The following is a 16,830-nucleotide window of genomic DNA, read 5'->3' on the forward strand; positions in this document are numbered from 1 at the left end:
CCGTACTTTTATTTACATAACCACCTTATAATTGTTGTGGTCTCCTACCTTAAATTCTACATCGTCGAGCCCTATGTAGCTCACTCTAAGGGTCTCCCCTCTCCTTGCACCGATTTTGTAGTTCCCGTCGAAATCGGTTATAGTACCTCTTTCGGTTCCTCTTACCGATATGTTCACACCAGGAATATTATTTCCATCACTGTCCCGGACCACCCCGTAAACATATCCGGCCTCGCCTCCCGGCTGACGGGAAGAAAATACTTTTCCCCTATCTTCGCTTTTCTTTACACCGGACCGGCTTTTGGTTTGCTCTGTATCGATACCAGACTGAAGCCTGAAGGTTATCGGGATGGAAAAAGGAACATTCACCACTTTTCCTCCCGACCTGCCCGGGGCCATTACAGGCAGTTTTTCAATGATACGCACCGCTTCGTTCTCAAGATAAGGGGATGGTCCCCTCTTCCTGATATCCGTGATATTTCCCCCGGTATCTATAGTAAACATGATGGCTACCCTTCCCTGGATATTTTCCTTCTGTGCCTGTTCAGGATAACGAAAATGCTTGCGGATATGCTCACGCATTTTTTCCTGGAAACATTCCCGGGGATTATCGGCATTTTCACACCCGGGAAAAACAGGTACCTGCTCTACTTCACCAAACGGCACACCAGGACCAGAAGAAGGAGATTCCAGAGCCGGGTATTTATCCTCCAATGGGGTACCGGCTTTTCCTCCGTAACCTATAATGACCATCTCGTTGAGGTCCATAAGCTGCTCTATTTCCTCTTCGGTCATATTGTCTTTTTCGGCAATGGCCGACTTTAACCTGCGTACCTGCTCTGCAATGGATACCTCCTCCGTCGAAGGCACGGCTTCTTCCCTTTCACAGGAACTGTATACCAGCATTCCCAACACCAGGGGTACCAGTACCAGGTACTTGAATTGCCAGATCTTCCTGGACTTCGCTTTCTGTAACATAATTATTCGTTTTTTGATTAATGATGATTTGAAAAATGGATTGACGAATGATATTTTTTCCGTTTTAAAGACTTCCTGAAGAAGTAAGCTGTAACTTTCCCTCTTGTCCGGCCCCGTAGTTTTGGCATCGGCGATAAACTCGTGCAGTTCGGCCATGCGGCCCTGAAAAACATACACCAGCGGGTTAAACCAGAAGAGCACACGCAGCAACTCGAAGAACAGAAGGTCTACAGTATGCTTCTGACGAATATGGACCAGTTCGTGGGCTATGATATGCCTGTGATTCTTCCGGTATACCCTGTCTCCGAGATAAATGCTTCGAAAAAAGGAGAATGCCGTGTTACTGTCGGGGAGTACCACCTCCTCATGGGTCTGTTTCCTGATGATCCTTCCCCGGCGCCGCAACCGGAAAATCCTGGTAATTTTTACTGCAAACAATACCAGGCTCAACACCATCCCGGCAAACAGTATCCACTGCCATAAGGGAACCGCAGCAACTACCTCTGCTTCCCCGACCCGGTCTGTTCCCGGGCCCACAATGACCTCCGGAAGCATCACCACATACTCCTGCGGCATTACTTTCCCCAGCCTTTCGATCCTGATAAACGGGATAACACAGGCCAGTAACGGTGTGGCCCACAGGTATAGCCGGTTCCAGTTAAAAAAAGTCTCTTTTTTGAGGAACAGGTCATACACCATGAGAAAAAACAACTGAAAAGCGACGGTCTGCAACAAATAATGTATCATTTCTCCTGTTCTTTATCGTTAATTTCCTTTAAGATCGCTTCCAGTTCCTCCATGCTTATATCGTTCCTCTTCATAAAAAAGGACACCATGCTCTTAAAGGAACCCTGGAAGTAATTGTTCAGCAGTTTGTTGATCGACTGGTTGCTGTATTCCGATTTTTTCAGCAACGGAAAATACACATGCCCCTTCCCTTCCTTTTCATGCCCTACAAACCCTTTTCCTTCCAGTATCCTCACAATGGTGGATACCGTATTATACGCAGGTTTCGGGTCTCCGTATTCTTCGATGATCGATGCTACATTCGCCTTTTCCAGCGTCCACAAAATCTGCATTACCTCTTCTTCGGCCTTGGTTAACTGCTTCATAACTGATCGTTTATTCAACTAATTCTTTAGTTTTACAGAAACAAATATAACTAAATATTTAGTTTAAACTAATTTATTAGTTAAAAAATATCCTGCCGGCATGGAAAAACGGTTTCTTTTTTTACTATTTTTAGCTTCTGAATCATTACGGCATGCCATGGATATAGCGCTAACCATCATAGGTCTTTTATGTATGATCACCGGGATACTCGGAAGCATCCTGCCCGTATTGCCCGGCCCTCCCATCAGCTGGGTCGGGTTGTTGCTGCTTCACTTTACGGAAGGGGTAACACTGAGCTGGTGGTTTCTTGTGCTCACCTTTATAGTCGCCATAGGCATTACGGTACTGGATTATGTCATCCCGGCCATGGGCACCAAAAAGTTCGGCGGGAGCAAGGCGGGCATGTGGGGCACCACCATCGGGCTGATCGTCGGGATCATCGCTCCCATTCCGCTCGGCATTCTTATCGGCCCCTTTGTAGGCGCCCTGATCGGTGAGCTGATCAACAAGGCCGACGGCAGAACAGCCCTCAAAGCCGCTTTCGGCTCGTTCCTCGGGTTCCTCTCGGGTGCCTTTATGAAACTGGTGGTTACGGTGATATTCCTGGTCCTCTACATTGCCAAAGTGTGGAATTTCCGCACGGAACTGTTTACCTCCTGATAAGAAAAGGCCGGGAATAAGTTTTATACATCCCCGTCCGCAGATCCCGGAGGGGGCAGGAAAGGATATCTCCCTTATTTCTTCCGGAAATAAACCTCTATAGGCACCCCGTGAAACCCGAAGTGCTCCCGAAGCTTGTTTTCCACAAAACGGCGGTAGGGGTCCTTGATATACTGCGGCAGATTGGCAAAAAAGACAAACTGCGGCACGGGCGTAGGCAATTGCGTACAGAACTTTACCTTGATATACTTACCTTTGTTCGAAGGTGGCGGTGTTTTTTCGATAATGGGCAGCATCACCTCGTTGAGCTTACTCGTACTCACCCTTTTGCTGCGATTCTTATATACTTCGACCGCCGTTTCCATAGCCTTGAAGATACGCTGTTTGGTCAGGGCCGAAATAAACAGGATGGGAACATCGGTAAAAGGCTCTATCACCTTTCGTATCTTCTGTTCAAAAGCTTTGGTGGTATGGGTATCCTTCGCTACCAGGTCCCATTTGTTCACCAGGATAACGATACCCTTTCGGTTGCGCTGGGCCAGCCAGAATATGCTCTGGTCCTGCCCCTCGAAGCCCCGGGTGGCGTCTACCAACAGCAGGCAGACATCGCTGTGTTCGATGGCGCGTACGGAACGCATCACCGAATAGAATTCCAGGTCTTCCTTCACCCTGGCCTTCCTCCGTATACCGGCGGTATCCACCAGGTTGAACTCAAACCCGAAACGGTTATACCTCGTATCGTTACTGTCGCGGGTGGTTCCGGCAATATCGGTTACGATATAGCGGTCTTCACCGATAAGTGCATTGATAAAGGAGGATTTTCCCGCATTGGGCCGCCCCACTACGGCAAATCTCGGCAGTTCATTTTCTTCTTCCGCTTCCTTTTCGGGCAACAGTTCCACCAGGGCATCGAGAAGATCTCCCGTGCCGCTCCCGTTGATCCCCGAGATGGTGTGGTAATCGCCCAGTCCCAGTCCGTAGAACTCCACCGCATCAGCCTCCCTCATAGCGTTATCCACCTTGTTTACCGCCAGCAGCACGGGTTTTTCCGTCTGTCGCAGCAAACGGGCCACATCTTCGTCCATTCCGGTGATCCCGGTTTCGACATCAACCACGAAGATCACGACATCAGCTTCATCGATAGCCAGTTCCACCTGCTTGTCGATCTCCTGCTCAAAAATATCGTCACTTCCCATCACGTAACCTCCCGTATCTATCAGGGAAAACTCCTTTCCGTTCCAGTCGGTCCTGCCGTAATGCCTATCCCTGGTCACCCCGCTCACCGCATCCACTATGGCTTCCCTGCGCTGGATAAGACGGTTGAACAGGGTAGACTTGCCTACATTCGGCCTCCCTACGATAGCTACTATATTACTCATGTGAAAAGTTTTATCGGTGGCAAAGGTAATACAGAAACCTGTATACCGGGTAAAAAAATCCTACTTGTGGTCGTATCCGAACCTGCGAAGCTGCCGCTCACTGCTCCTCCAGTCCTTATTCACCTTTACGAAAAGCTCGAGATGTACCTGCTTGCCAAAAAAGGATTCCAGGTCTTTCCGGGCAGCTATGCCCACCCTTTTCAGCGCGCTCCCCCTGTGCCCGATAATGATCCCTTTCTGGGAATCGCGTTCTACCATAATCACGGCACGGATACGGATAATATCGTCTTCCTCCAGGAATTCCTCCGTCTCCACTTCCACCGAATAGGGGATCTCCTTCTTGTAAAAGAGCAGTATTTTTTCGCGTACGGCCTCATTGACAAAGAAACGCTCCGGTTTATCCGTGATCATATCCTTGGGATAAAAGGCCGGGGATTCCGGCAACAGTTCGAGGATACGGGCAAATACTTCCCGTACATTAAAATTCTGCAGCGCAGAGATCGGGTAGATCTCCGCATCGGGGAGTTGTTCTTTCCAGTAGGTTACCTGTGTTTCCAGTTCGTCCTGGGCAGACGTGTCTATCTTGTTGAGCAATAACAATACCGGGATGTCCGTATGGCGCAGCTTGTTAAAAAAGTGCTCGTCTTTCAGCTGCTTCTCCCCTATCTCCACCATATAGACCAGCACATCGGCATCATCCAGGGCAGACCGTACAAAATCCATCATGGATTCCTGCAACCTGTACGCCGGTTTTATGATCCCGGGGGTGTCGGAAAACACCACCTGGAAATCATCACCGCTTACAATACCGAAAATCCGGTGCCGGGTAGTCTGTGCCTTGGAGGTTATAATGGACAACTTCTCCCCGATAAGGGCATTCATCAGGGTAGACTTTCCCACATTGGGGTTCCCTATGATATTTACAAAACCGGCCTTGTGTACGGACATCCTTATGCTTTATCTGTTTTGCCTGCAAAAGTACTCATTAACAGCGCAAAAACCGCTGAATACATTATAAAAATTCGGGAGGCCATTATTTTTAGAGTTATGGGTTTCAATCTGCTCAGGCTATCGTTAGTTTGTAAATGATGAAATGGTCGGAAGTCGGAAGTTGTCATCCGGACCGAAGTGCCTGCACCGGCTCCTGATCGAGGAACCTCAACAGCATAACGGCTCAAAAGAGATTCCTCCCCGACCGAAAAGGCCGGGACAGGCTCTATCGTCGGAATGAACAACCCTGTCATTCAGAGCGGAGCGCAGCGGAGGGAAGAATCTCCATCCCAGCCCAAAGGAAATTCAACAACAGCACCGAAAGCCCGGAGATTCTTCACTGCGTTCTGAATGACATTCTAAACAACTAAGAACTATACCCCTGCAACCACCGCGAGGTCACTATTTCCCCCCGTTGGCCCGGAGATCGGCGAGACAATCGGCGCACAGCGAGGGGATAATCCCTCCGGGCATGGACCCGGAAAGACTCCAGCCCGACTCTACCTGGTAGTACATCAGGCAATTCCTGTCGGTACAGTGATGCCCGTTATTCTCATCCAGGTGATCGTGTTGCATGTCGGACCCCAGGTTGACCAGTCCCATCAGGTGCCCGAATTCATGTCGCATCACCGTACTTTCGACCATTACCCTCCCCAACGCGGCACGATTTGAGGTCAACCTCCTTATCGTTTCCGTAAAGATCACGCAGGACGTATTCAGGTAAGCCGTTCCCAGCACGACCTTATTATCTTCATTCTTGTCCGAATCCCGGTCTGCAAAAAACACAAAGACACTGATATCTCCCGAAGCCTCATCACTGTACCGGGTACGGTATTTCTTTTCCAGCTCGTAGACCGCTTCCAGGCTGTAGTCTTCACCTTCCGGCGGAGTGATCCAGTGTTCTTCCACCAATATCCCTTCCGGTTTATACAACCTTTCGGCGAGAAAATCCTTCAGGCTATTCACCGCTTCCGGGGTGGGTTCATGGCCCTCCACATAAAACAGTTCCAGTATGACACGCTTATACTTTTCGGAAGAAAGCAGGTCGGCTGCCGCTTCGCCGGTACCCTGTCTGTTCAGTTTTATATCTCCCCCGGTGGGTTCGAATTTTCCGGGATCATCATCAGAAGTGCACCCTGTCACACCTCCCAGGACAAATCCCGCTAACAGGAAAATATATAGAAATCTCTTCACCGTCGTCTTAAGATTGAAATACTAACATTCTGTAAAGATGCAAAAGAATTGTTAAACATACAATCCTGAGAAAACACACTCCGCAACACCAACACTCTCCTGCCCGAATATCCTTATATACATCCGGAGGTTACATACAATTTCCGGCAAGTTATTTTACCGCAATTAATTTTATTGTACAGGGCCAAAAAAATATAACACTTTGTTAACAGCTCTTTAACAAAACCTTCAGCTTTTCAGAATTGTTATTGGTCGAAAAAATTTCTTCATGTTTCTTTTTAGTACAAGATTTATGCTCCCTATTAAAAATCAGGGCCAAAATCGAAATGCCCGCTTTTTATACAGGGTGAATTCTCAAAACTAACTGAAAATTATGATGTGTAAAAAACAATTGACTTTCGTGATGACTGCCCTTCTTTTATGCGGCCAGTTCTTGCTGGCCCAGGAGCGGACAATTACCGGCGTAGTCACTGACGCCGAAGACGGAATGCCCCTTCCCGGGGTGAATGTAGTGGTCAGGGGAACTTCTTCCGGAGCCTCTACCGATTTCAACGGATTGTATTCCCTGCGGGCTTCCGACGGGGATATCCTGGTTTTTTCGAGTATGGGATATATTTCGAAGGAAGTGCCGGTAAGCGGCAGGGATAAAATAGATATCACCCTTGCTTCCGACACCCAGGAACTGGAAGGCGTGGTAGTTACCGCACTGGGGATCAGAAGAGAGACCAAGTCTCTGGGATATTCGCTCCAGGAGGTAAAAGGGACAGATCTTGTCGAGGCGAGGGAAAACAATCTTGCCAATACACTTACAGGTAAGGTTGCCGGTGTGCAGATCGTAAGGGGAAGCAGCGGCCCGGCAAGTTCATCAAAGATCGTACTCAGGGGGAACAACTCCCTGACGGGCGACAACCAGCCCCTGATCGTAGTAGACGGGGTTCCGATGGATAACTTTGCCGGCGCGGAGAACAATGATTTCTGGAACCCGGACCCGGATATGGGAAGCGGTATCGGGGATATAAATCCCGAAAACATAGAAAGCATGTCTGTTCTGAAAGGGGCTTCGGCCGCAGCGCTGTATGGATCACGTGCCGGTAACGGGGTTATTCTTATCACTACCAAGACAGGTAGGCGCCAGGACGGCCTGGGGATCACCTACTCCATAACCACCGGTTTCGAAAGCATTTTTATCTCTCCCGAACTTCAAAATAAATTCGGACAGGGAGAAGACGGTATCTATAACCAGGTAGACGGTGCAAGCTGGGGGCCGGAAATAGGAGGCCAGACCGTAACGAAATGGAACGGAGAGGAAGCGCCACTCCGCGCCTATAACAACCTGGACAATTATTTCCGTACCGGGATCAATGTAAAGCACAACCTGTCTTTCCAGCAACAGATCAGTGACGGCACCTCTCTTTATTCTTCGGTTTCCTACCTGGATGACAAGAGCCAGATACCCGGATCTTCGTTAAAACGTTTGAACCTGCTCACCAGGGCAGTGTCTTACTTTGGTAAAGACAACAAGTGGTCTACCGATGCCAAGGTGCAGTATATAAGGTCTGACGTAAAAAACAGGCCCTTTAACGGAGTGAACGATTCCAATGCCTTTTCCACCATGTACACCCTTCCGAGTTCCCTGGATATCAGGGACTTCGAAGGCCGTAAAGACGAAGACGGGAACATGGTCTGGTATCAGCCCGGAAATTCGGTAAACCCGTACTGGGCGGCCAAATACAACCTGAATCAGGACCTGAGAGACCGTTTCCTGCTGAACGGGGCGGTCAAATACAGTTTTACCGACTGGCTGAATGCCGAGGTCAGGGCTGGAGCAGACCTGTACACCACCAATACCGAGAGAAAGGTGTACGCAGGAAGCCCAATACCCACAAATTACAGCCTGGGGAAAAACACATTTATAGAGAGCAACTACAGTGTGCTGGTCAGTGCCGCCAAAGACGATATCATTGGCAAACTCGGCGGGGCCGTTACCGTAGGTGGTAATTTAATGAGACAGGAACGCAGCGGGTTAAGTGCCAATTCAGGAGAATTGAGGGTTCCCGACCTGTTCTCGCTGAATAACGGCGTAGACCGGCCTACCGTAAACCAAACCTTTACGGAGAAAAAGATCAATTCCGTATACGGTACGTTCCAGGTCAATTACGACGGTTATGCGTTTATCGACTTTACCGCAAGAAACGACTGGTCGTCCACACTGCACAAAGACAACAGGTCTTATTTTTACCCCTCGGTAAGTACGTCACTGGTTGTATCTGACATGATCCTCCAGGGTGGGGGCGACCTGCCCGAATGGTTTAGTTTCTTTAAGGTACGAGGCTCTTATGCCCAGGTCGGAAATGATATGGGGCCATATCAGTTATATAACTTTTACAGTATAGGGACCGACCCTAACGGGAATACCGTTGCCGGCAGAAACACCACTTTATTTGACCCAACAGTGAAAAATGAACTTATCAAATCGTGGGAAGCCGGTTTTGATCTCAGGCTGCTGAACAACCGTATCGGAATAGACTTCTCCTGGTATAAATCGAATGCCACCAATCAGCTCATTGCCTTACCCCTGAACCCGTTGAGCGGTTATGAAAATTATATGGTGAATGCCGGTGATATCGAGAACAAGGGGATCGAGGTGATGGTCAATGCCAGGATACTCGATAATCCCGATGGTTTTAACTGGGACATGAATATCAATTATTCTACCAACGACAATACGGTAAACAGCCTGACCGAAGAGGTATCCCAATATCGCCTGGGAGGTTTTGACAATGTAGCCATCCTCGCTGTCTCCGGGCAGCCGTACGGCGAGATCTGGGGAACCCGGTACCAACGGGTACAGGATGAATCAAGCCCCCATTTCGGAAAAATAGTAGTCGACGAGCAGGGTATTCCCTTAGCCTCGGATGAAAGTGTAAGACTGGGAAATCAGCAAGCCGACGCCCTTCTGGGGATATCCAATACGTTCAGGTATAAAGACCTCTCCCTGAGCTTCCTGGTAGATGCGCGTTTCGGGGGAGAGATCTACTCCGGGACAAACAGGGCCATTCAGAATGCGGGGACAGGTGCTGCCACCGTAGTGAACGGGGCCAGGGAAGATATTGTTTTTGACGGTGTTGTAGCCGATGGCAGCGGGGGATATGCTCAGAACTCCGCGGCAGTATCCCCGCAATTGTTTTGGCGTGGTATCACGGAAAGGTCCGGTAACCTGGGGATTACGGAAGCCAATATATACGATGCCACCAATATCCGCCTGAGAAATGTCAGCCTGAATTACAACCTGCCTTCCGAATGGCTCAGCACCATGTCCATACAGAGAGCCCAGGTCGGGATTTCCTGCAATAACGTATGGATGATAAAAAGTCACCTGGAAGGTATTGACCCCGAATCGGTATTTGCAACCGGTACCAACGCGGTCGGTTTTGAAAACCTTACAGCGCCAACATCGCGTACCTTTTTTGTAAACCTATCGCTTAGCTTCTAAAACTCAAATGATGACAGACATGAAAAATAATATGATAAAAAGGGCAGGATTCCTGTTAGGGGCAACGGCATTGATGTTTTCCTGTTCCGATTTCGACGAGATCAATATAGACCCCATAGCCGCCAATACCGAACAGGTACAGGTAGAGTATTTTATCAACAATGCCATTACCGGGGCACAGCAGGATCCTCACATAGGTGAAAGGGCATTCGTGTTGTACTGGAAAGCCGCCGGGCGGATGGACAGGTCAAATACATTACCTGTCGGCAGCTATAATGACGACTGGTCTAACGATTACTTCAATGCCTTATCTGGGTGGCTAAACCATGCCAATACGGCCGTACAAGTGGCTGATGAAAAACTCGAGACCGAGAATGTCGAGGTTTATGTAGACAACCTGAAACAGGTAGCCAGGATCTGGAGGGTTTACTTGATGAGCGAAATGGCCGATAACTTCGGTCCCATGCCGGTTAACGGCTACCAGGGGGTAAACCCGGACTTTAACAGTGTGGAGGAAGTATACGATTATATGCTTGCCGAATTAAAGGAAGCCGAAGCTGCCATCGATGAGTCCATCACTTTTCCCGAAGGTGTCAAGGATTTTGACCCGGCTTATCGCTATGATCTTTCCAAATGGAGAAAATACGCAAACTCCATGCGAATGAGACTGGCCATGAGACTCTCGGAAGTAGACCCTTCAAAAGCCCAGCAGGAGTTTGAAGATGCCGTTTCCGGAAGTAATTTTATCGCAACCCTGGACGATAACTTCCAGGTACAGGAGGTAGATGGCTGGAACGACCTTGCCGGAGTAATGACAAGGGAGTGGAATGACCAGTTCCTATCACCGACACTCAACAACCTGATAATCAATCTCGGCGGGATCAATTCGGCCGACCAGCTGGATGCAGCTCTTCACAGCCACATCAAACCTGCCAATTACCTGGGGCTTAAATTTGAAGACCACTTTACCTCCATGACCAACGACCCTTCTGCCGGTTACTGGTTCGACGGCTTACACGAATCGATAGACCCCAGGGCGTATAAGTCTTATATTATCCCGGGGGATTTTGACAATCCTCAAATGAACAGGTATCCTACTTATGATCTTGACTGGACGGGCATCACGGTAAGAAATCTTGTGGATAATGCTGGAGATGTCGTCGAAGAGATCGAAGCCGCCTATACCTGGAATGCCCCTTCCATAGGAAGCTGGGGGAGCAAGGGCTCCAGCAACCAGGTCTATAGCTGGGGAGGAACCACACCGCGTCTGGCCAACAAATTCAGGAACAGTTCGGAAAAGCGTATATTCTTTGCTTCCTGGGAAACCTACTTCCTTATCTCGGAAGCAGCCGTAAGGGGGTGGAATGTCCCGATGTCAGGGCGCGACGCCTATGAACAAGGTATCGGTGAAAGCTTTGAATACTGGGAAGTAACCGAACACCTCGCCGCATATCTCAGCTCCCAGGACTACAACAGGGCCGGAACATCGGTAAGCTGGGACCATACGGCAGAGCCGCCTGCTACGGTTTCGATGGACTATACAGATGGCTATACCAATACTCCCGGCACTACCAGTCTTGCATACCCGGAAAACACCATTTACCAGGGCGGAGGTATAAAAAATGACCTTTTAACCAAGGTGATCACCCAGAAATTTATTGCGCAAAGCCCGTGGCTGCCCCTGGAAACCTGGAATGACCACAGAAGGCTGGGATTGCCGTTCTTTGAAAACCCGGCCATTGAAAATCCTATAAACACCATGCCTCAGCTGAATGGCGGAAATTACACGACCAACCAGGTCAACTTTTTTCCCCAGCGCCTGAGATACCCTTCAAACCTCAGGAACAATGTGCCCCAGGGATACCAGCAGGCCGTAAACCTCCTGGAGGGTGAAGACAATGTGTTCACCCCCTTATGGTGGGCCATGCATTAATCTTCAGGAGCTGTTGAAATACAGCGCTACAAAAGAGCCTCCCGGCAACTTCGGGAGGCTCTTTTTGTTTATGATACAAACAAAAACGGCCACCTGTTCAAGGCAGCCGTTTTTGCTTTGCAGGTACACGCCGTTATTCGTCTGTCTCCAGCGCCTGGTATACCGGGGTCCCGGTAGCCCCGCTCGGGAAAGCTATTCCAAGCAGTGCCGATATGGTGGGAGCCGCATCGTTGATATGGGTTTCCTTTACGGTACTTTTCCCTTCCTGTATTCCCTTACCGTAAAAAAGCAGGGGTGTATGTGTATCGTAATTATAGGGAGAACCGTGGGTTGAGCCGGTTTTGGGGTAAGATACTACTGCAGGGGCAAGCACCAGAAGCACATCTCCCGAACGTTTCTGGTTATATCCCCTTTGCAGCAGGGCAGAAAACCTTTCCGTAAACTCCCCTTCCGTAAAGGCATAGGCCGGGTAAGCCCGTTCTATATCCTTGTATTGCATGGCTTCTTCAACCAGGTCCTGCTGAATCTTCCTGATGCTCAGGTCGTGTTCTTTGGCTACTTTATGGTTGATAAATATCTGGTCGTTCGATATATTGGCGATCAGGTCGTCTACCCCGTATTTTTCCTTAGTGAATTTTTTCATGTGTACGGTAAAATCCAGCTGGCTGAAATACCCTGCCGGAACACCGAGAGACTGCAGGTAAGAAGGCACCTGTACCGCAGCGTGATCGGCTGTCAGGAATACGGTATATTCTCCTTTTCCTACCTTTTTGTCCAGCGCATCCAGCAACCTTTCCAGGTCCTTGTCGAGCCGCAGGTAAGTATCCTGTATTTCCTTGGAGTTGACCCCGAAACGGTGCCCTACATAATCCGTAGCCGAGAAACTGACCGCCAGGAAATCGGTAATATCGTCCTGCCCCAGGTCTTCCCCATCTATGGACTCAAGGGCAAAATCCAGGGTAAGGCTGTTTCCGAAAGGGACACTTTTGAGGATCTCATATCCTCCGTTATTCTTCATCAGCTTTTTGAGGTCATGGGGAAAAACCGGGGATTTTTCTCCCTTGAAAGGCCCTTCATAAGGATTGTCATCAGTACCGCTTTCCACATAAGAATCAATATCGTACAGGGGCTCCCATGTTTTAATATAACTTTTGGCCTTGCCTGAACTGTTGAACCTGCTCACCCATTCCGGCAATTCGTCCATATAATAGGAGCTGGTTACCCAACGTCCTTCATCCCCGCCTACAAACCAGTATGCCGCATTGGCCATATGACCGGCAGGAAGTATGGAACCCCGGTCTTTCAGGGATACCCCGACAACCTTTCCCCGCAATGCCGTGGCCAGCCTCAGCTGATCGGTCACCGTAGTGGTCTTGAGCCGGTGCGGAGACATTCTCCCGGCATCGGAATCCGTTCCTACGGGCTCCTGGCTCTCGTCGCCTGCACAGTACACCATCTTATCCTGCTCCTTGTCATACCAGTCATTACTGATAATACCGTGCACTCCCGGGGTACTTCCCGTATACACCGAAGCATGGCCCGGTCCCGTTTTTGTAGGGGCATAAGGATAATGATTGTTCCTGCAGTTAAACCCTTCATTCACCATTCTCTTAAAACCTCCATCACCATACCTGTCCCAAAACCTGGTAATGTAGTCGTAGCGCATCTGGTCCACCACGATGCCCACCACAAGCCTGGGCCTGGAAAAGGGGGCCTGGTCAGACTGTGCTTTCGAACCGATTACTGACAGTACACATAATACCGCAGTAGTAATTTTTCTCATAACGTATAGATTTTAGATGAGTAAAAGTAAAAAGTTCTGATCAATATGCCATTTATTACCCGATATTTAACGATATACTGTGATGATGAGGGAATGTGATAATGTGTCAATGTGATAATTTGCCAATGTGATAATGTGATAATGTGCCGATGAGGGAGTGTGATAATGATTATCCGTTTACCACAGTGTGAAATCCGCGGGTTTTCCGGGGCTGAAGGGCTGCCTCGTCATGCCTTGTCCCGGTTTATCGGGTAAAGTATTGAATTAAGACCTCCAAATGTTATTTTTTTTGGCATAGTTACTATCTTTACCCTCATGAAGTATATCGAAGCCATAGGCAAGTATTTTTTAATGATCAGGGAGGTATTCAGCAAGCCTACCAAATGGGCGATCATGAAAAATCTTATCCTGAAAGAGATCGACGACCTGGTATTCGGTTCCCTCGGGATATTGATATTCATATCGTTTTTCATCGGCGGTGTCGTAGCCATGCAGACCGCTTTGAATATGGATTCGCCTTTACTTCCTAAAAATCTGGTCGGGTTTGCGACCCGTCAGTCGGTAATACTGGAGTTTGCCCCTACATTTACCTCCATTATCATGGCGGGCAAGGTAGGTTCTTATATCACCTCGAGCATTGGAACCATGAGGGTCACAGAACAGATAGATGCATTAGAGGTTATGGGGGTTAATGCCCCGAACTATCTCATATTCCCAAAAATAGCCGCCATGATGTTCTATCCTTTTGCAGTATCCATTTCCATGTTCTTAGGCATACTGGGAGGCTGGGCCGGTAGCGTATTGGGAGGTTTCACCACCAGCGCCGAATTTACCGAAGGGTTACAGATAGGCTTCCAGCCTTTTCACGTGTTCTACGCCTTTACCAAGACCATTATTTTTGCCTTTATCCTGGCTACCATTCCGTCTTATCACGGATTTTACATGAGAGGCGGTGCCCTGGAGGTAGGCAAGGCCAGCACCACCTCGTTCGTATGGACCAGCGTGGTCATCATCATCATCAATTATATCGTCACACAAATGTTACTGGGCAAATGATCGTTGTAGAAGACTTACATAAATCTTTTGATGGCACCCCCGTACTCAAAGGGATATCCACAGTATTCGAAAAGGGAAAGACCAACCTGATCATCGGGCGGAGCGGTTCGGGAAAAACGGTTTTCCTGAAATCCCTGTTAGGACTGTTTATCCCCGAACAGGGTACTATCATATACAATGGTACTCCTTACGGGGAAATGGACGACGAACAGCAAAGGGAATTGCGGCAGAAAATGGGAATGGTATTCCAGGGCAGTGCCCTGTTCGATTCGATGACGGTGGAGGAAAATGTCATGTTCCCGCTGAAGATGTTTACCAATGATTCCATGAGCGGGATGCGGGACCGTGTCGATGTTGTCCTGAAGAGGGTAAACCTCACCGATGCCCATAAGAAATTCCCCTCCGAAATTTCCGGGGGGATGCAGAAAAGGGTAGCCATAGCCCGTGCCATAGTCAATAACCCGCAATACCTCTTCTGTGACGAACCGAATTCGGGCCTGGACCCGAAGACATCCATAGTGATCGACAATCTCGTACAGGAGATCACACAGGAATTCGATATCACAACCGTCATCAATACCCACGACATGAACTCGGTGATGGAGATCGGGGAAAAGATCGTATTTCTCAAAGACGGCTACAAGGCCTGGGAAGGCAGCAATAAAGAAATATTCCGCACCGACAACGAAGCGGTGACCAGTTTTGTCTATTCTTCCGAGCTTTTCAAAAAGGTAAGGCAGATGTACCTGGAGGAGCGGAATTAGTAATGATATGGAAACCTAATTGAGTTCCTTGACTTCCAGCTTGTCGTTACCCGTTTTCAGTACCAGCCATTCCTTGAGTTTGTCGAATTCCTTTTTGCGCTGGGCCTGGGAAACATTCTCTTTCCAGCTGACGGTAAATGCGGGGATAGTATCTGTTTTGGAAAAATCCGTCCGTATTTCGTTCGAAAAACCAAAAGATTCCACCCCTTCATACAATACGCCGGCTTCCTTACTGAGGGAGGAGAAATCGACATTATAGGTGAGTTTTTGCAGGCGTTCCACTTCTTCTTCGAGCAGGCGCAACTTGGTTTCATTATTGACGAGTTCCTTTTTACTGGATTCGTACAGCTCGTGCACATAGTTGTATTTCTGTTCCGAATCGCTCTGTCCCCCCTGCACTATACGCAGCTTGGCATCCCTGAGCACGGGATATTCCGATTCTTTCTGGTTCTTCCAGGTATTGATCACATTTTCCGGAATGGCTTCGTCGCCCATAAAGACCAGTTCTATACTGGAATCCCCGTCTTTGCCGTAATTGATCTCCGAAAGGTTTTCCAGGAACATGCCCCCTTTTGAAAACTGATACGGGGCCACGACCGTGTGTATGAATTTGCGCGCATCATTCCTGAACCTCGATTCCTTCCATACATTAAAAAAAGTATATCCGGCCGGCACCATAACGATGATGGCAATAAGGGAGGCTATCCTGGATATCATCCTTCTCCGTGCCGAATTCACATACCTTACCATCGGGAACCTCAGTATCTTGAGCACCAGGAAAGTAGCAAGCCCAATAAAAATGGTATTGATCAGAAAGAGATACATGGCCCCGCTGGCATAATCCCAGTTGCCTATGGCCAGGCCGAAGCCCACGGTACACAGCGGGGGCATCAGGGCCGTAGCGATCGCCACCCCGAATATCACACTGGCTATGGTTCCTTTTTTCGCCCGGGCAATGACCAGGGCCAGCCCGCCGAAAAATGCGATCAGCACATCGCGTATATCCGGTGCCGTACGGGCCAGCAGTTCCGAAGATTCGTCCCGAAGGGGGAAAAACCGGAAGAACAGAAAGGCCGTAAGAATACTGAGCCCTACCATCACGAGAAAATTCTTTACCGACCTGCGCAAGGTATCTACGTCATTGATAGCGATAGACATTCCCATCCCGAGAATCGGCCCCATAAGGGGAGAAATTAACATCGCTCCGATAACCACGGCCGGCGAATTGGCATTGAGACCGACAGAAGCGATGAATATCGAACATATCAGAATCCAGGAATTGTGCCCTTTAAACGGGATATCATCCTTGATATGCTGAATGGTCGTGTCCTGGTCGGTATTCGACCTTATATCGAGAAGTTCTGCGAAAAAGGTTTTCAGGCTCTCCAGGAGCCCGGAAAAATCCCTTTTTACCTGATCAGTACTATTCTGTGCCGCCCCGTTATCATTTTCGGGCTGTCCGGACTGGTTTGCTTGTTCCTGCATAC

12 protein-coding genes are annotated in these 16,830 nt (G+C 48.8%); 5 read left to right on the plus strand and 7 right to left on the minus strand.

Annotated features, from left to right (window positions below; all coding sequences use genetic code 11):
- Window positions 1-12 precede the first annotated feature (12 nt).
- Both DN748_RS01290 and DN748_RS01295 read right to left on the minus strand, forming a co-directional pair.
- The gene (locus DN748_RS01290) at window positions 13-1,725 is read right to left on the minus strand and encodes a M56 family metallopeptidase (RefSeq protein WP_112369947.1); all 1,713 of its coding nucleotides are present in this window, start codon (window positions 1,723-1,725) and stop codon (window positions 13-15) included.
- Window positions 1,722-2,090 carry a BlaI/MecI/CopY family transcriptional regulator gene (locus tag DN748_RS01295; protein WP_112369948.1) on the minus strand — a complete coding sequence of 123 codons (369 nt, stop codon included), beginning with the start codon at window positions 2,088-2,090 and terminating at the stop codon, window positions 1,722-1,724. The genes DN748_RS01290 and DN748_RS01295 overlap by 4 nt, the downstream gene beginning before the upstream one ends.
- A gap of 157 nt (window positions 2,091-2,247) precedes the next feature.
- On the opposite strand from DN748_RS01295, the gene DN748_RS01300 reads away from it, so the two are divergent.
- On the plus strand, window positions 2,248-2,751 hold the full coding sequence (locus DN748_RS01300) for a DUF456 domain-containing protein (RefSeq protein WP_112370093.1): 504 nt from the start codon (window positions 2,248-2,250) through the stop codon (window positions 2,749-2,751).
- A gap of 74 nt (window positions 2,752-2,825) precedes the next feature.
- On the opposite strand, the gene der is transcribed toward DN748_RS01300, so the two are convergent.
- From der to DN748_RS01315, 3 genes are all read right to left on the minus strand, one after another.
- On the minus strand, window positions 2,826-4,130 hold the full coding sequence (gene der, locus DN748_RS01305; protein WP_112369949.1) for a ribosome biogenesis GTPase Der: 1,305 nt from the start codon (window positions 4,128-4,130) through the stop codon (window positions 2,826-2,828).
- 60 nt (window positions 4,131-4,190) lie between these two features.
- A complete protein-coding gene (gene era / locus DN748_RS01310) occupies window positions 4,191-5,078 on the minus strand; it encodes a GTPase Era (protein WP_112369950.1) in 888 nt (295 codons plus the stop codon).
- A gap of 444 nt (window positions 5,079-5,522) precedes the next feature.
- Window positions 5,523-6,314, minus strand: a complete 792-nt coding sequence (locus DN748_RS01315) for a membrane metalloprotease (RefSeq protein WP_112369951.1) — start codon at window positions 6,312-6,314, stop codon at window positions 5,523-5,525.
- Between the two features lie 373 nt (window positions 6,315-6,687).
- Between DN748_RS01315 and DN748_RS01320 the strand changes: the two genes are divergently transcribed.
- Window positions 6,688-9,807: a SusC/RagA family TonB-linked outer membrane protein gene (locus DN748_RS01320; protein ID WP_236636744.1), complete on the plus strand. Its 3,120-nt coding sequence runs from the start codon at window positions 6,688-6,690 to the stop codon at window positions 9,805-9,807.
- 19 nt (window positions 9,808-9,826) lie between these two features.
- Entirely contained in the window at window positions 9,827-11,740 is a 1,914-nt protein-coding gene (locus tag DN748_RS01325; protein ID WP_112370095.1) for a SusD/RagB family nutrient-binding outer membrane lipoprotein, read from the plus strand.
- 133 nt (window positions 11,741-11,873) lie between these two features.
- Here DN748_RS01325 and pafA read toward each other — a convergent pair whose 3' ends face one another.
- The gene (gene pafA / locus DN748_RS01330) at window positions 11,874-13,523 is read right to left on the minus strand and encodes an alkaline phosphatase PafA (RefSeq protein WP_112369952.1); all 1,650 of its coding nucleotides are present in this window, start codon (window positions 13,521-13,523) and stop codon (window positions 11,874-11,876) included.
- A gap of 315 nt (window positions 13,524-13,838) precedes the next feature.
- On the opposite strand from pafA, the gene DN748_RS01335 reads away from it, so the two are divergent.
- A complete protein-coding gene (locus tag DN748_RS01335; RefSeq protein ID WP_112369953.1) occupies window positions 13,839-14,579 on the plus strand; it encodes an MlaE family ABC transporter permease in 741 nt (246 codons plus the stop codon).
- Window positions 14,576-15,343, plus strand: coding sequence for an ABC transporter ATP-binding protein (locus DN748_RS01340; RefSeq protein WP_112369954.1), 768 nt, complete (start codon window positions 14,576-14,578; stop codon window positions 15,341-15,343). Before DN748_RS01335 ends, DN748_RS01340 begins: the two co-directional genes overlap by 4 nt.
- Before the next feature lie 15 nt (window positions 15,344-15,358).
- Here the strand turns inward: DN748_RS01340 and DN748_RS01345 are convergent, their stop codons facing one another.
- Window positions 15,359-16,828 (minus strand): DUF389 domain-containing protein, encoded by a 1,470-nt coding sequence (locus DN748_RS01345; RefSeq protein WP_112369955.1) that lies wholly within the window; start codon window positions 16,826-16,828, stop codon window positions 15,359-15,361.
- Window positions 16,829-16,830: the final 2 nt, after the last annotated feature.

This window comes from Sinomicrobium soli, assembly GCF_003285545.1.
GTDB lineage: Bacteria > Bacteroidota > Bacteroidia > Flavobacteriales > Flavobacteriaceae > Sinomicrobium.

What these genes read in the sequence shown, in the direction of transcription:
- DN748_RS01335 (WP_112369953.1), top strand. Translation starts at nt 13,839, where the DNA reads ATGAAGTATATCGAAGCCATAGGCAAGTATTTTTTAATGATCAGGGAG.
- DN748_RS01295 (WP_112369948.1), bottom strand. Translation starts at nt 2,090, where the DNA reads ATGAAGCAGTTAACCAAGGCCGAAGAAGAGGTAATGCAGATTTTGTGG.
- DN748_RS01320 (WP_236636744.1), top strand. Translation starts at nt 6,688, where the DNA reads ATGATGTGTAAAAAACAATTGACTTTCGTGATGACTGCCCTTCTTTTA.
- era (WP_112369950.1), bottom strand. Translation starts at nt 5,078, where the DNA reads ATGTCCGTACACAAGGCCGGTTTTGTAAATATCATAGGGAACCCCAAT.
- DN748_RS01340 (WP_112369954.1), top strand. Translation starts at nt 14,576, where the DNA reads ATGATCGTTGTAGAAGACTTACATAAATCTTTTGATGGCACCCCCGTA.
- DN748_RS01345 (WP_112369955.1), bottom strand. Translation starts at nt 16,828, where the DNA reads ATGCAGGAACAAGCAAACCAGTCCGGACAGCCCGAAAATGATAACGGG.
- pafA (WP_112369952.1), bottom strand. Translation starts at nt 13,523, where the DNA reads ATGAGAAAAATTACTACTGCGGTATTATGTGTACTGTCAGTAATCGGT.
- DN748_RS01290 (WP_112369947.1), bottom strand. Translation starts at nt 1,725, where the DNA reads ATGATACATTATTTGTTGCAGACCGTCGCTTTTCAGTTGTTTTTTCTC.
- DN748_RS01300 (WP_112370093.1), top strand. Translation starts at nt 2,248, where the DNA reads ATGGATATAGCGCTAACCATCATAGGTCTTTTATGTATGATCACCGGG.
- DN748_RS01325 (WP_112370095.1), top strand. Translation starts at nt 9,827, where the DNA reads ATGAAAAATAATATGATAAAAAGGGCAGGATTCCTGTTAGGGGCAACG.
- der (WP_112369949.1), bottom strand. Translation starts at nt 4,130, where the DNA reads ATGAGTAATATAGTAGCTATCGTAGGGAGGCCGAATGTAGGCAAGTCT.